Source organism: Devosia sp. CAU 1758, assembly GCF_054482695.1.
In genome coordinates, this window is the sequence record NZ_JBTLRJ010000006.1 from 145,023 (window position 1) to 157,271 (window position 12,249).

Annotated in this window: 18 protein-coding genes; 8 read left to right on the forward strand and 10 right to left on the reverse strand. The window is 63.3% G+C overall.

The annotated features are described in order from the left end of the window. Nucleotides 1-7 precede the first annotated feature (7 nt). Nucleotides 8-670 carry a TlpA family protein disulfide reductase gene (locus ACXYMS_RS17780; protein ID WP_458908181.1) on the forward strand — a complete coding sequence of 221 codons (663 nt, stop codon included), beginning with the start codon at nucleotides 8-10 and terminating at the stop codon, nucleotides 668-670. Between the two features lie 105 nt (nucleotides 671-775). Here the strand turns inward: ACXYMS_RS17780 and ACXYMS_RS17785 are convergent, their stop codons facing one another. From ACXYMS_RS17785 to ACXYMS_RS17810, 6 genes are all read right to left on the reverse strand, one after another. Further along, nucleotides 776-985 carry a hypothetical protein gene (locus ACXYMS_RS17785; RefSeq protein ID WP_458908182.1) on the reverse strand — a complete coding sequence of 70 codons (210 nt, stop codon included), beginning with the start codon at nucleotides 983-985 and terminating at the stop codon, nucleotides 776-778. 10 nt (nucleotides 986-995) lie between these two features. Continuing rightward, nucleotides 996-1,178, reverse strand: coding sequence for a putative motility protein (locus ACXYMS_RS17790; RefSeq protein WP_458908183.1), 183 nt, complete (start codon nucleotides 1,176-1,178; stop codon nucleotides 996-998). 93 nt (nucleotides 1,179-1,271) lie between these two features. Further along, entirely contained in the window at nucleotides 1,272-1,955 is a 684-nt protein-coding gene (locus tag ACXYMS_RS17795; protein ID WP_458908184.1) for a rhomboid family intramembrane serine protease, read from the reverse strand. Between the two features lie 109 nt (nucleotides 1,956-2,064). Beyond that, entirely contained in the window at nucleotides 2,065-2,661 is a 597-nt protein-coding gene (locus ACXYMS_RS17800) for a cob(I)yrinic acid a,c-diamide adenosyltransferase (RefSeq protein ID WP_458908185.1), read from the reverse strand. A gap of 10 nt (nucleotides 2,662-2,671) precedes the next feature. Continuing rightward, nucleotides 2,672-2,866 carry a twin transmembrane helix small protein gene (locus tag ACXYMS_RS17805; protein ID WP_458908186.1) on the reverse strand — a complete coding sequence of 65 codons (195 nt, stop codon included), beginning with the start codon at nucleotides 2,864-2,866 and terminating at the stop codon, nucleotides 2,672-2,674. Nucleotide 2,867: 1 nt separating this feature from the next. Beyond that, a complete protein-coding gene (locus ACXYMS_RS17810; RefSeq protein WP_458908187.1) occupies nucleotides 2,868-3,788 on the reverse strand; it encodes a LysR family transcriptional regulator in 921 nt (306 codons plus the stop codon). Between the two features lie 89 nt (nucleotides 3,789-3,877). Here ACXYMS_RS17810 and ACXYMS_RS17815 point away from each other — a divergent pair, with 89 nt between their 5' ends. After that, nucleotides 3,878-4,825 (forward strand): NAD-dependent epimerase/dehydratase family protein, encoded by a 948-nt coding sequence (locus ACXYMS_RS17815; protein WP_458908188.1) that lies wholly within the window; start codon nucleotides 3,878-3,880, stop codon nucleotides 4,823-4,825. Then, nucleotides 4,822-5,220, forward strand: coding sequence for a DUF4260 domain-containing protein (locus ACXYMS_RS17820; RefSeq protein WP_458908189.1), 399 nt, complete (start codon nucleotides 4,822-4,824; stop codon nucleotides 5,218-5,220). Before ACXYMS_RS17815 ends, ACXYMS_RS17820 begins: the two co-directional genes overlap by 4 nt. Here ACXYMS_RS17820 and gluQRS read toward each other — a convergent pair. Beyond that, nucleotides 5,217-6,062: a tRNA glutamyl-Q(34) synthetase GluQRS gene (gluQRS, locus tag ACXYMS_RS17825; RefSeq protein WP_458908190.1), complete on the reverse strand. Its 846-nt coding sequence runs from the start codon at nucleotides 6,060-6,062 to the stop codon at nucleotides 5,217-5,219. The two genes, ACXYMS_RS17820 and gluQRS, sit on opposite strands and share 4 nt — an antisense overlap. On the opposite strand from gluQRS, the gene ACXYMS_RS17830 reads away from it, so the two are divergent. The 3 genes from ACXYMS_RS17830 (at nucleotide 6,061) to ACXYMS_RS17840 (ending at nucleotide 8,065) form a co-directional block, all read left to right on the forward strand. Further along, a complete protein-coding gene (locus tag ACXYMS_RS17830) occupies nucleotides 6,061-6,756 on the forward strand; it encodes a DNA-3-methyladenine glycosylase family protein (protein ID WP_458908191.1) in 696 nt (231 codons plus the stop codon). The genes gluQRS and ACXYMS_RS17830 overlap by 2 nt on opposite strands. Then, nucleotides 6,753-7,418: an alpha/beta hydrolase gene (locus ACXYMS_RS17835; protein WP_458908192.1), complete on the forward strand. Its 666-nt coding sequence runs from the start codon at nucleotides 6,753-6,755 to the stop codon at nucleotides 7,416-7,418. Before ACXYMS_RS17830 ends, ACXYMS_RS17835 begins: the two co-directional genes overlap by 4 nt. Nucleotides 7,419-7,507: 89 nt before the next feature. Further along, the gene (locus ACXYMS_RS17840) at nucleotides 7,508-8,065 is read left to right on the forward strand and encodes an HNH endonuclease (protein WP_458908193.1); all 558 of its coding nucleotides are present in this window, start codon (nucleotides 7,508-7,510) and stop codon (nucleotides 8,063-8,065) included. Nucleotides 8,066-8,067: 2 nt separating this feature from the next. Here ACXYMS_RS17840 and ACXYMS_RS17845 read toward each other — a convergent pair whose 3' ends face one another. Then, nucleotides 8,068-8,568, reverse strand: coding sequence for a disulfide bond formation protein B (locus tag ACXYMS_RS17845; protein WP_458908194.1), 501 nt, complete (start codon nucleotides 8,566-8,568; stop codon nucleotides 8,068-8,070). Between the two features lie 80 nt (nucleotides 8,569-8,648). Then, nucleotides 8,649-9,479 (reverse strand): DUF72 domain-containing protein, encoded by an 831-nt coding sequence (locus ACXYMS_RS17850; protein WP_458908196.1) that lies wholly within the window; start codon nucleotides 9,477-9,479, stop codon nucleotides 8,649-8,651. A 155-nt stretch (nucleotides 9,480-9,634) separates the two neighbouring features. On the opposite strand from ACXYMS_RS17850, the gene ACXYMS_RS17855 reads away from it, so the two are divergent. Both ACXYMS_RS17855 and ACXYMS_RS17860 read left to right on the forward strand, forming a co-directional pair. Next, nucleotides 9,635-10,447: a thermonuclease family protein gene (locus ACXYMS_RS17855; RefSeq protein WP_458908197.1), complete on the forward strand. Its 813-nt coding sequence runs from the start codon at nucleotides 9,635-9,637 to the stop codon at nucleotides 10,445-10,447. After that, the gene (locus ACXYMS_RS17860; protein WP_458908198.1) at nucleotides 10,444-11,922 is read left to right on the forward strand and encodes a M48 family metalloprotease; all 1,479 of its coding nucleotides are present in this window, start codon (nucleotides 10,444-10,446) and stop codon (nucleotides 11,920-11,922) included. The genes ACXYMS_RS17855 and ACXYMS_RS17860 overlap by 4 nt, the downstream gene beginning before the upstream one ends. Nucleotides 11,923-11,949: 27 nt before the next feature. Here the strand turns inward: ACXYMS_RS17860 and ACXYMS_RS17865 are convergent, their stop codons facing one another. Further along, nucleotides 11,950-12,162, reverse strand: a complete 213-nt coding sequence (locus ACXYMS_RS17865) for a Flp family type IVb pilin (protein WP_458908199.1) — start codon at nucleotides 12,160-12,162, stop codon at nucleotides 11,950-11,952. Nucleotides 12,163-12,249: the final 87 nt, after the last annotated feature.

The following is a 12,249-nucleotide window of genomic DNA, read 5'->3' on the forward strand; positions in this document are numbered from 1 at the left end:
AGACACCATGGAAAATACCCGCTCAAAAGGCCCCCGATCCGCTCTTGCCTGGGCACTGCCCGTCGCGGCGGGGGTGGTCGTTGTTGCTGGGTCTATAGCGGCATGGCTGTTGCTGGGCAATGCCGGCACCGCCAATGAATGTCCGGCGCAGGCCGCTGTCGCCCAGATCATCGATGCCGCCGCCGTAGGTGAACTGGCCGCGCTCAAAGGCACCGGCGAGGGGCGCGGCTATGCCGACATGGCGTTCAAGGACGAGAGCGGCGCCGATATGAGCGTAGCCGATTTTGCCGGCAAGGCGCTGCTGGTCAATTTCTGGGCCAGCTGGTGCGTGCCCTGCCGCGAGGAAATGCCGGCGCTCGATGCCGTTGCCACCCAATATAATTCGGAAAAATTCATGGTGCTGCCGATCAATCTCGACATCGGCGAGGGCGGGCTGGACAAGGCGCAGGATTTTCTCGACGAGGGGCAGTTCGCCAATCTGCCGCTTTATGCCGACAACACATTTGCCGCCTTTGAGCGGTTGAAGCGCGAGGCGGTGGCCATCGGTCTGCCGGCGACGCTGCTGCTCGATCCGGAAGGGTGTGAGCTGGCAGTGTTGCAGGGACCGGCCGAATGGTACAGCGATGACGGCAAGGCGGTGATCGAGGCGCTGATCGGATTGAGGGGCTAGGTCTCCCTTCTTCAGGGAGAGGCCGGGTGTGGCGCTATTGGTTTAGCCGCATGGAGATGGAAAGCCGACATGCGGCGGGTGAGAACAGCTGGCCATTAAGCCCGGCTAAATCAGCAGATCGACTTCGGCGCCGTTGATTGGGGTCTCGATAGGCCTTGTGGTCGGCAAGGGCGAGGCGGCGTTTTCGGACTGCGTCCGCATCATCTCGGCGCGCAGGCGCGCGACCTCCAGCAAATGCCCGGCCTTCGGGACATTGGCCTCGTGGACCATGCGGTTGACCATGATGGAGGGAGCAATGCCGATGCCCGTTCCCATGGCGCCAGCCTCAGGCCTGCTTGTCGACCTTGGTGCCCTGGCCCGGCGGGGGCGGGCTCAGCGCGGTCTGCATCAATGAATTGAGCAGGTTCGACTCCATTTCATGGGTCTTCTTCAGCACCGCGATCTGCACGGAATTCTGCGTCACCGCCGTGCTCGCCGTCAGCAAATTCGTCGACAGGTCGGAGTTCATTTGCAAACCCAAACGGGTTGAAGGTCATTGAATCCTAATGTGCCCGCGTTAACGCAAGCTTTTCCGGCGGTGCAACTTGTCTTCAAATTATTCCTATCGCCCGCCCCAGAGGGGAACGTTGCAGCGCTTGAGGAGCGGCGCGAGTACGAGGCCGGCAGCGAAGCCGCCCAGATGGGCCCACCAGGCCACGGGTTCGTCCGAGCCGATCACGACATAGAAAAGCTGCGTGGCGATCCAGAAGCCGAGCATCCAGAAGGCCGGCACCGGCAGGGGGATGAGCCAGACAATCCGGGCGAGCACGAAGACCCGCGCATGGGGATAGAGCAGGATATAGGCGCCCATCACCCCGGCCACGGCGCCCGATGCGCCGATCAGCGGACCATTGCCTTCAAGGTTGAAGAGCAGATGCGCCAGGGCCGCAAAAACGGCGCAGGCGAGATAGAAGGCGAGGAATTTCCAATGCCCCAGCGCGTCCTCGATATTGTCGCCAAAGACCCAGAGGAACAGCATGTTGGTGAGCATATGCAGCCAGTCGGCATGGAGGAACGCATAGGTGACCAGATTTGCCCAATCCGGCAGCCAGGCGACGGGCTGCGGATAGAGATCGCGCACCACGATGGGGATCATCCCGAAATCAATGGTGGCCTGATCGAAGGCGGTGGGCGGCAGGACGGCCTGGACCAGGAAGATGAGCGCGGTCAGCCCCATCAGCCCGTAGGTCACGAAGGGGAAATCGACATGGCGGATGGGATTGCTGTCATGCAGGGGCAGGAACATCTTTTCGCTTTTTCATCCCTGCACAATGCTAGGCGTCATTGCCGCTTCACCGCCGCGCGTCACCCTCGGGTCAAGCCCGCGGGTGACGGCCCGAGTTTTTGATCCAGGATCAATCGGCCTTCTTGACGTCACCATAATTGCCCGGGACCCACAAGACATCCCGTGTGCCATTGGCATTGGCCACGCGTCCCAGGACGAAGAGCAGGTCGGAGAGGCGGTTGAGATAGCGCAGGGCCTCGGGGCTGGTGTCGGGCTCGGCTTCGAGCAGCGCGGCCACCAGCCGTTCCGCGCGGCGGGTGACGGTGCGGGCAATATGCAGCGCGGCCGAAAGCGGGGTGCCACCGGGCAGGATGAAGCTGGTCAGCGGGGCGAGATCGGCATTGAAGTGGTCGATCTGATTTTCCAGCCAATCGGTCTGGACGGGGCGCACCCGGAGGCTGGGATATTCGGCGTCGGGATCGTCAGCTCCGGGCGTTGCCAGGTCCGAGCCGACATCGAAGAGATCGTTCTGGATGCGGCCCAGCACCATGTCGATGCGGGGCTGGGTGGTGGTCGAGAGCCTGGCCTGGCCGACAAAGGCATTGGCCTCCTCGGTGGTGCCATAGGCCTCGATGCGCAGATCATGCTTGGCCCGGCGCGGCCCCCGGACAAGGCCCGTGGTACCGCTATCGCCGGTGCGGGTGTAGATGACGTTGAGCTTGACCAACGGCTTGGTCCTAACCGCGCCCGAACAGGAACAGGGCGCCGAGCAACAGGACCAGCGCAACCGCCTGGCCGATGACGCGCAGGCGCATCAGGCGCTGGCTGGTATTGCCGGGGCCGCCCTTGAGCATGTTCCAAAGGCCCATGCCCAGGACGATGACGACAAAAAGCAGCGCCAAGGCGATGCCGATATTGAAAATGGTCTGCATGTCAGCCCTGTCGAGAAGAGGAGGCGGAGGGTTCGCCTGCTATATAGGCGGTGAGGCCCTCCGCCACAGCATCATAGATGGCACGGATTCGGTGCGAGGTGAACAATTCCCTGTGTGTCGTCAACCAGACCGGCAGCGGCGGGACAGCGAGGTCGAGAGGCAATATGACGAGGCCAGGCGTCCGCTGCGCCAGGTTTTTCTGGCCAAAGCCGATGCCGAGCCCGGCCTTGAGCAATTCCCACAGATGCGGCTGATCGTCCGAGCGCAACATGAACTGCTCGCGGGAGATGTCAAAACCGAGGTTTCGGGCATGGAGGATGACCGCATCGGAGCGGTCAAAGCCGAGAATGTCATGCTGCCAGAGTTCGGTGAGGGTGGTGGGGCGGCCGCGCCGGGCCAGATAGCGTTCATGCGCCACCGGCACGAGCGGGATATCGCCCAGATGGCGAGTGACCAGTTCAAGCTGGGTGGGGCGGAACATGCGCACGGCAATATCGGCCTCGCGCATGAGGAGGTTCTCGGCGGAGTCCGAAGGCACGGTTTCTATGGCGATGCGGGGATGGAGGGCGCGGACGCTGGCCAGGATGGATGGCAGCACATAGTTGGAAATCATGGTGCTGGCGGTCAGCCGCACCGTGCCGCCGCTCTCGTCCTGTGCTCCGGCCGCGAGGATTGCGGCCTCGGCAAGAGCCGTCTGTGCGGACTGCACGGGGGCATAGAGCCGCAGGGCGGTGGCATTGGGCTTGAGGCCGGTGAGGCTGCGCTCGAAGAGGCTGAGGCCGAGATCGGCCTCGAGCGTTTCAATATGGCGCCCCACAGTCGGCTGGCTGAGGCCGAGACTGCGGGCGGCGCCAGACAACGAGCCTTCGCTGATGACAGCGGCAAAGCTGCGCCACAGCGCCCAATCCGGCTCCCTATTCATTTTTGAATGTCAAACCCAGATTATCTGCCAATCGATATTCATCGTTGTATCGACGATCTTGGGCTCCAGCAACAGCAAAGGAGCATGGCATGTCCAAGGGTAAGGTTACGGTTCTGGGGAGCAATGGCCATATCGGCAATGCGGCAATGATCGCGTTTCACGAAGCGGGTTGGGCAGTGACGGGCCTGGGGCGGAGCAATCGCAAGCCAGTCAATGGCACGCAATTCGTCGCCGGCGATGCCGATGATGTCGCGGTGGTGCGGGCGGCCATCGCCGATGCCGATGTGGTCGTCCATGGCCTGCACCTGCGCTATGACCAATGGGGCGAGGGACGGGCCGAAAAGCAATTGCAGGTGGTGCTCGACGCCATGGGTAATTCGGGCAAGACGCTGCTGTTTCCCGGCACGATCTATAATTATCGGGCCGGCGACCGCACCGTTTCACCGGGCCTGCGCCAGAGCGGGGAAAAGCCGCGTGGCGCAATCCGCATCAGGCTTGAACAGATGCTCGCGGACGCAGCGGCCTCGGGGCGCATAAAGGTGATCATCATTCGCGCTGGGGATTTCTTCGGGCCGCGCAATCGCGGCGAGTGGTTCGAAAGCGCCATGCTGATGGACCAGGACAAGGGGCGGCTCTATCACATGGGCGATCTCCAGCTGCGCCATAGCTGGGCCTATCTGCCTGATCTCGCCCGGGCCTTTGCGGCGGTGGCCGAGCAGCGCGCGAGCGTTGCTGCCTTCGAGAATTTCCATTTTGCCGGTTATTGGGTATCGCATGGCCAGTTGATGGCGGCGATCCAGGAGGGCCTAGGCCGGCAGATGAAGGTGGCGCCGCTTCCCTGGTGGATGCTGCGGGCCATGGGCCTTGTCGACCCGGTGGTGCGCGATATCTATCGCATGCGCTATCTGTGGACCCATGAGATGGAACTGGTCGACCCGCGGCTCGATGCGCTCCTGGGCGAGGGGTTCACCACGCCATTCGAGACGGCCGTGGCGGCAACTGTCAACGAGCTGGTCGAGAGCCGGAAAGCGGCATGAGCGGGCAGGAAAGGATCATCGAGATGCGTGAATTTGTTATCTGGCAGCGCGTCGAAGGCGCGCTGGTGTTTGCCGCCGGGCTGGGCCTTTATGGGCTGGCCGGAGCTGACCTGGCCTGGTCGGGTGCGCTCTTGCTGTTTTTCGTGCCCGATCTCAGCTTTGCCGCCTATGGGCTGGGGCCGCGTATCGGATCGGTGATCTACAATGGCGTGCATGTTTATGCGTTCGGGGCGGTTCTGCTTGCCCTGGGCGGCGTGCTGGGCCTGCCGCTTGTCGCTGCCCTGGGGGCGTTGTGGTTGGCCCATTCAGGCTTTGACCGCATGCTGGGCTATGGGCTGAAATCTACATCCAGCTTTCAGGACACCCATCTGGGGCGGATCGGGAAGACGCGCTAGAGGCCCACCGCGCGGCGTACATCCTCGGGCGTCCAGCCCAGGGCTCGTAAATCGCGCAGGCTTCGCGAGCCTTTTGACTTGGAAAGTTTCCCCCCATCGTTGCCCAGCAGCAGGCGATGGAAATGATAGAGGGGGCTCGGCAGGCCGAGCAGCATCTGGAGCAGCACATGGATATCGGTCGCCGCTTCGAGGTCGCGGCCGCGGGTGACATGGGTGATGCCCTGTGCCGCGTCATCGACCACGACGCTCAGATGATAGCTGGTGGGGGTGTCCTTGCGCTGCAGCACCACATCACCCCAGCGCTCGGGGCGTGCGTAGCGGATCTGCGGGCGGTCGTGCAGTGTGGGGCCGATGACCGAGAAGGTCAGAAAGCCGGTGCGCTTGAGGGCCGCTTGGGTATCGAGCCGGAACTGCACCGGATCGACGCGTTGCAATCGTTCGATGCGTTCGGCATTGGAGAGGTGTCGGCAGCTGCCGGGATAGAGCGGGGCGCCGTCGGGGTCGGTACCGGTGGCATTTTCGGCGATATCGGCGCGCGAACAGAAGCAGGGATAGAGCAAGTCGGCGTCGCGCAGGTGGTTAGCGGCCTCGGCATAGAGCTCGAAACGCTCGGACTGGACCAGGACCGGTTCAGGCCAGGTGAGGCCGAGCCAGGCGAGGTCCTCGGAGATCGATTCGGTAAATTCGGGTTTACAGCGGTTGAGGTCGATGTCTTCGATGCGCAGAAGGGCGGTGCCGCCGAGCAGGTCCGCGGCGCTCCAGGTCACGAGGGCGGAGAGCGCGTGGCCGAGATGGAGATGGCCATTGGGGCTGGGTGCGAAGCGGAGAAGTGGTCTTGACATGGATCAGAACGGTTTCGGGTTGACGGCCAATAGCATTTTTACCACTGCGGCGACACCGCGTATCGACACTCCCGAGGGGGTAGCCTGGCATCTGCAAGCGCTGACCGGGTTGGTTCCGGCGCTGCGGCCCATGCATGAGGCGGTCGGTGCGGTCTTGCCACGGGTCAACCCCAGGGGATTTGCCGGCATGGCCAAGGTCATCTGCGGCCAGCAATTGTCGGTGCAGAGTGCCGCAGCCATCTGGGGGCGGTTTTCGCTGCTGCCCGGAGCGCTGGAGCCGGAAAGCTATCTCGATCTGAGCGAGGAAATGGTGCGAGGATCGGGCTTTTCGCGCGGCAAGTTTCTGGCGCTGCGGGCGGTGGCGGAGGCCGTGGCGGCCGGCGAGCTCGATTTTGCACACGTGGATATCCTGCCGGCCGAAGAGGCGATTGCACGGCTGGTGGCGCTCAAGGGGGTCGGGCCCTGGACGGCGGAGGTCTATCTATTGTTCTGCGCGGCGCACCCGGACATCTTTCCGGCCGGGGATCTGGCGCTGCTCAAGGCCGCCCATCATGGTCTTGGCCTTGACGCTCGCCCGACGATCAAGGAGATGGTCGGGCTCGCGCAGGACTGGTCGCCGCATCGTTCGGCGGCGGCCCTGCTGTTCTGGCGCTATTTCGCGGCGCTCAAGCAAAGGGAATCGAGCCTTTTATGACCAGATTGTCCGGACCCATGCTGCCGCCCGCCAATGGCCAGACGCCCGATGCCGCGGTGGTGCTGCTGCATGGCTATGGCAGCGACGGCCATGACCTGATCGGGCTGGCGCCGCATTGGCGGGACCTGCTGCCCGGCGCGCTGTTCGTGTCGCCGCATGCGCCTGAGCCGGCGGCGATGACCGGGTTCGGCCATCAATGGTTCGCCGTCGATTTGAATGGCGACCGGCTGGCGAGCCGCCAGACCGGGGTCACACGGGCGCGTCCGGTGCTTGTCGATTTCCTCACCGAGCTCTGGGCGCAGACCGGCATAGCGCCTGACCGCACCATCCTGGCGGGGTTCAGCCAGGGGACGATGATGGCGCTGCATGTGGGTACATCCCTGCCGGCCAGCCAGCGGCTGATGGGGATCATCGGCTTTTCCGGCGCGTTCCTGCCGCCGGATGAATTTGGTGGCGAGGACCTGGCGCAGCCGCCGATCTGCCTCGTGCATGGCGACATGGATGGGACGGTCGATCCCAATCTCAGCGCCGAAGCCGATGCGGTCCTGCGAGAGGCCGGGTTCGATGTCAGCTACCACGTCAGTCGCGGCGTGGCCCATGGCATTGCCCCGGATGGTCTCGCCTTCGCAACCGATTTCATCGCGCGGGTGAGCCAAAAATAAGCCTAGTGCCCCGGCTTCACATGCCCGACACAAAGGGCTTAGTATAAGAGGGCTATGGACTTACGCGATTCCCGTTTTGGGAGACTCAAGTGACTATCCATGTGTCGCCTGAGGCTTGTCCCGCCCTGGTACTGAACGCCGACTTCCGGCCGCTCAGCTACTATCCCCTGTCATTATGGTCCTGGCAGGATGCGATCAAGGCTGTGTGCCTGGATCGCGTGAACATCGTCTCGCAATATGACACGGTCATCCACTCGCCCAGCTTCGAGATGCGGCTGCCCAGCGTCGTGTCGCTGCGCGACTATGTGAAGCCGGCACGGCATCCGGCCTTTACCCGTTTCAATGTGTTTCTGCGCGACCGCTTCCAGTGCCAGTATTGCGGCAGCACCCATGACCTGACCTTCGATCACGTCATTCCCCGCTCCAAGGGCGGCCTGACCACCTGGGAAAATGTCGTGGCCGCCTGTGCGCCATGCAATCTGAGGAAGGCCAATCGGCTGCCGAGCGAAATCCGCATGTTCCCGCATCAGGCGCCCTATGCCCCGAGCGTGCATGACCTGCACAATAACGGCCGAGCCTTCCCGCCCAACCATCTGCACCAGAGCTGGCTCGACTATCTCTATTGGGACATCGAACTGGAGCCGTGAGCTCAGGCCCGGCTGCTACGACGCTGAAACACCATTGCCGCAATCAGCAGACTGACGACGGCAAGTGACACCAGGGCGTTGTAGCCGGCCAGCGAGAGACCAAGGAAGCGGAACTGTACCACATCGCAGCCGATGACCGGCTGGAGGTTGTCGAGCATGTCCATCGAGAGGGCCTCGCCGACCCCGGTGCAGGCTGTCGGGCCAGGCCAGAAGCCCCATTCGACCCCGGAATGAAACCCGCCCATATAGGTTCCCCAGGCAAAGAGCGCCGTGATAATGCCCATGGCCAGATACCAGACCGGCAGCGGCAGCCGGTTCCACAATATCAGCACCAGCGCCAGGAGCGGCAGGCCCCAATAATAGGGCAGGCGCTGTTCGAGGCAGAGCTCACAGGGCTGCAAGCCGCCGATGAATTGCGACCCGAGCGCGCCCAGAATGGTGGCGAGGCCGAGAATGAAGGCAAGGCCTGCGGCGATCTTGTCGAGGGGGCGGGCTGAAGACATGGATAACTCGTGGTGACGCTTTTGATGGGAAGGGAATAGGATGCGGCTGTGGCGAAATCCAGATGCAAACTTAGCTGTGATCAGTCGCCGGGCAGGGTGACCCCCAGCGCCTGGCGCAGGGCGATGGCATTGGCCGGGGCGTGCAGTTTGTCCTCATGCACGAAATAGGCGAAGACGTCGTGGCCCGCATCGCGCCATTTGCCGATAGTCCTGGCCCAATCCTGGATGTCCGCAGCGCCATAACCCTCAGCATCCGGCCGGGCCGGACCTTGCAGGCGGCAATAGGCGAAATCAGCGGTGAGGTCGCGAGCGGGGCTCTCTGTCGTGTCGGCAACGACCCGGGCAATATTGTGCTTTGCCAGGAGGGCGTTGACCTCGGGGGCGTCAAAACTGGGATGACGCGGTTCGATGGCATGGCGGATGGGACCGACATGGCTGGCGTCGAGAAAGGGCTCCCCCTTGGCCCCATCGGCTTGACCGGCGAGAGCCAGATAGGCATCGATATCCTTTGGCAGAAGCTCGAGAAAGGCGGCGAAGCTGGCGGCGTCATAGACAAGGTTGGGCGGCAATTGCCAGACAAAGGGCCCGAGCCTTGCGCCCATGGCAAGCGGGCCGGAGGCAAAGAAATTGGCCAGCGGCTCAGCGCAATTCTTCAGCCGCTTGATATGGGTGACCAATTGCGGACCCTTGACCGAAAACTGGAAGCCCTCGGGCGTCTCACCGGCCCAGCGGGCAAAGCTGGCGGGCTTCTGGTTGGCGCGGAAGGTGGCGTTGATCTCTATGCTGGTGAGGCGGCTGGTGGCATAGGCCAGCTCTTTTTTCTGCACCAGGCCCGGTGGGAAAAAGGTGCCGCGCCAGGGTTCATAGACCCAGCCGGCTGTTCCGGTCCTGACTGTTCCGCTCTTGCTCATGGCGCCCTCCGAAGGCCGTGAGCTTGGCCGTAGCGGGCGGGCTTGGCAATGGGTAGGGTGGGGCCGGGACCCCGGCGGCGCGCCCTGCCGGCCGGTAATCTTTTTTTGCCGCATTTGGGTGCATGGTGAACGCGAAATTACAAAGGGGCTTTCACTTGCGTCGCACCACTATCGCTTCCGTGACAGCCGCCATGCTGATTGGTCTCAACCCTGCTGCTGCGCTGGCCTGCGAGGCTTTGCGAATGGCGCCGGGCGGCGTGGTTACCCAGGTCACCGATGGCGACACGGTGGTGCTTGATTCGGGGCTGGTGGTGCGCATGATCGGCACGCAGGCCCCCAAGCTGCCGCTGGGACGGGAGGGGTTTCCCACCTGGCCGCTGGCGCCCGAGGCCAAGGCAGCACTCGAGACGCTGGTGCTGAACAAGCCCGTTTTGCTGGGTTATGGCGGCGAGGAAGTGGACCGCTATGAGCGGGCCCTGGCGCATGTGTTCGTCCAGGAGCCCGTTGATGAACAGGTCTGGGCGCAATTGCGCATGGTGCAGAACGGGCTGGCGCGGGTCTATTCCTTTCCCGACAACAGGAAATGCCTTGATCAACTCTTGGCGGGCGAAGCCCAGGCGCGTGCGGAGCGGCTTGGCATCTGGGCCGATCCCTATTACAGCGTGCAGGCGGCGGACCGCCCGGACGAACTGATTGGCAGGGCAGGACAATACGAATTGGTGGAAGGGCGCGTGCTGCTGGCGGACCGCAGCGGCTCGCGGGTCTATCTCAATTTCGGCCGGTTCTGGAAGGAAGACTTCACCGTGGTGATCGAAGCTGCGGCCTTGAGGTTGTTTGCCCAGGACGGGCTCGATCCGCTGACGCTGGAGGGCGCGCTCATAAGGGTGCGCGGATGGGTGGACGACCGGGATGGTCCGCGCATCGAAGTCACTCATCCCGAGCAGATCGAGGTTCTGGCCAGGCGATGAGTGCGCAATTGGGCAAAAGGGCATTTCGGATCGGGGTTCTGGCCGTCAGTCTTCTGGCGCTGTCGGCCTGTACCTCGCTGACCGGCTCGGGCGTCAATGTGGCGCGCACCGGCGACAACCGGGCGCCGAATGTGGTGCCCGAGGGTACCGAACCCGATGACGCCGTGTTGGGCCTGCGTGAGCATCCGCGCATTATTGCCGCCTATGGCGGGGTCTATGAGGACCGACCGGCCGAGATCATGGTGGCCCGGATCGTGGGGCGCCTGCTGGCCGCATCCAACCAGCCCAATGCCAAGTTCCAGATCACCATTCTCGACACGTCCGAGGTCAATGCCTTCGCGCTGCCTGGCGGCTATATCTATGTGACGCGCGGTATCCTGGCTTTGGCCTCCGACACCAGCGAACTGGCAGCGGTTCTGGCTCATGAGATCGCGCATGTGACGCTGCGCCATGCGCGCGCGCGCACCGACAGGACGCGCCAGACCCAGATCGTTGACCGGGTGATTACCGGCATTTTCGGGGGCGACACCTCAACCGATGCCACCGCCAATCGCACCCGCGAGCAACTCGCCGCGTTCAGCCAGAACCAGGAACTGGATGCCGACAAGGAAGGCATCAAGTTTGCCGGCAAGGCAGGATATGATCCACAGGCCGCCGCCCGGTTCCTTGGCGTGATGAGCCGGTTTGCCGCCTTCTCGGCCGGCGCCGCCAGCGGCAGCGAAGGGTTTCTCTCTTCCCATCCCTCGACACCGGCGCGCATCGAAACGGCGATGTCGACGACGCGCGGCATGTTCGGAGCGACCGAGATCGGCGAATCTGACCGGGAAGCCTATCTCTCGGCCATTTCGGGGATGAGCTTTGGCGACAGCCCGGCTCAGGGCTCTGTTGTGGGCCAGCGCTTCATTCACCCGGCCAACAGGTTCACCTTTACCGTGCCGCAGGGCTATGCGCTGCAAACCTCGCAAAGCGCCGTTGTCGGGGTTGCGGGCGATGGCGAAGCGGTGCGCTTCGACAGCGCTCAGGTGCAGGAGAACATGTCGCTCACCGACTATCTCAAGTCCGGATGGATTGCCGGGCTCAAGGTCGATACGGTGGTGGCACAGGAGCACAATGGCCTGGAAATGGCCTCGGGCCTGGCCCAGACGGACCAATGGTTCTTCCGGGTCGCGGTAATGCGGCTTAATGGCGATGTCTATCGCTTCATCTTTGCCGCCAAGAGCGACAGCGATCGCTTCCGGCAGGGCGCCGAGGCCACGATCCAGAGCTTCCGCCAGACCAACGCGGCAGACTTGAGCCAGATCCGGCAGCTGGCCATCCGCCTGGTCACCGCGCGGGCAGGCGATTCAGCCGACCGGCTGGCCCAGCAGATGGTCGATATTTCCGGCGCGCGAGAGCTGTTCTATATCCTTAACAACCTCTATCCGGGCGACCCCGTGGTACCCGGGCAGCGTTACAAGATCGTCGCGCGGCCCTGAGTCGGGCGGCGTTGCTGACAGGTTGTTTCAGAGGCTGTTGACGGCGTTGTTGATGGTGCCGGTGGCCCCGGTCGTGCCCGAGCCGAACATGTTGGCGACACTGTCGCCCACGAGGGTAAAGCTGGCGACCAGTGCGACGGCGATCAATGTGCCGAGCAAGGCATATTCAATGGCGGTCGCCCCGGAAGTGTCCTCGGCAAAACGCCGCAAGTTCTGCGCCAGCATTTCTGCTCCATGCATCGCGGCCTTCTGGCCGTCGGAGCCGTATCCATCTCGATAGAATCGAAATGGGCTCCAAGCTGTTTAATGTCGCGTGATCGAACCGCA

Excerpts from the sequence above, each read along its gene's own strand:
- ACXYMS_RS17780 (WP_458908181.1), top strand. The coding sequence starts at position 8 with ATGGAAAATACCCGCTCAAAAGGCCCCCGATCCGCTCTTGCCTGGGCA.
- ACXYMS_RS17785 (WP_458908182.1), bottom strand. The coding sequence starts at position 985 with ATGGGAACGGGCATCGGCATTGCTCCCTCCATCATGGTCAACCGCATG.
- ACXYMS_RS17790 (WP_458908183.1), bottom strand. The coding sequence starts at position 1,178 with ATGAACTCCGACCTGTCGACGAATTTGCTGACGGCGAGCACGGCGGTG.
- ACXYMS_RS17795 (WP_458908184.1), bottom strand. The coding sequence starts at position 1,955 with ATGTTCCTGCCCCTGCATGACAGCAATCCCATCCGCCATGTCGATTTC.
- ACXYMS_RS17805 (WP_458908186.1), bottom strand. The coding sequence starts at position 2,866 with ATGCAGACCATTTTCAATATCGGCATCGCCTTGGCGCTGCTTTTTGTC.
- ACXYMS_RS17810 (WP_458908187.1), bottom strand. The coding sequence starts at position 3,788 with ATGAATAGGGAGCCGGATTGGGCGCTGTGGCGCAGCTTTGCCGCTGTC.
- ACXYMS_RS17815 (WP_458908188.1), top strand. The coding sequence starts at position 3,878 with ATGTCCAAGGGTAAGGTTACGGTTCTGGGGAGCAATGGCCATATCGGC.
- ACXYMS_RS17820 (WP_458908189.1), top strand. The coding sequence starts at position 4,822 with ATGAGCGGGCAGGAAAGGATCATCGAGATGCGTGAATTTGTTATCTGG.
- ACXYMS_RS17830 (WP_458908191.1), top strand. The coding sequence starts at position 6,061 with ATGGATCAGAACGGTTTCGGGTTGACGGCCAATAGCATTTTTACCACT.
- gluQRS (WP_458908190.1), bottom strand. The coding sequence starts at position 6,062 with ATGTCAAGACCACTTCTCCGCTTCGCACCCAGCCCCAATGGCCATCTC.
- ACXYMS_RS17835 (WP_458908192.1), top strand. The coding sequence starts at position 6,753 with ATGACCAGATTGTCCGGACCCATGCTGCCGCCCGCCAATGGCCAGACG.
- ACXYMS_RS17845 (WP_458908194.1), bottom strand. The coding sequence starts at position 8,568 with ATGTCTTCAGCCCGCCCCCTCGACAAGATCGCCGCAGGCCTTGCCTTC.
- ACXYMS_RS17850 (WP_458908196.1), bottom strand. The coding sequence starts at position 9,479 with ATGAGCAAGAGCGGAACAGTCAGGACCGGAACAGCCGGCTGGGTCTAT.
- ACXYMS_RS17860 (WP_458908198.1), top strand. The coding sequence starts at position 10,444 with ATGAGTGCGCAATTGGGCAAAAGGGCATTTCGGATCGGGGTTCTGGCC.
- ACXYMS_RS17865 (WP_458908199.1), bottom strand. The coding sequence starts at position 12,162 with ATGCATGGAGCAGAAATGCTGGCGCAGAACTTGCGGCGTTTTGCCGAG.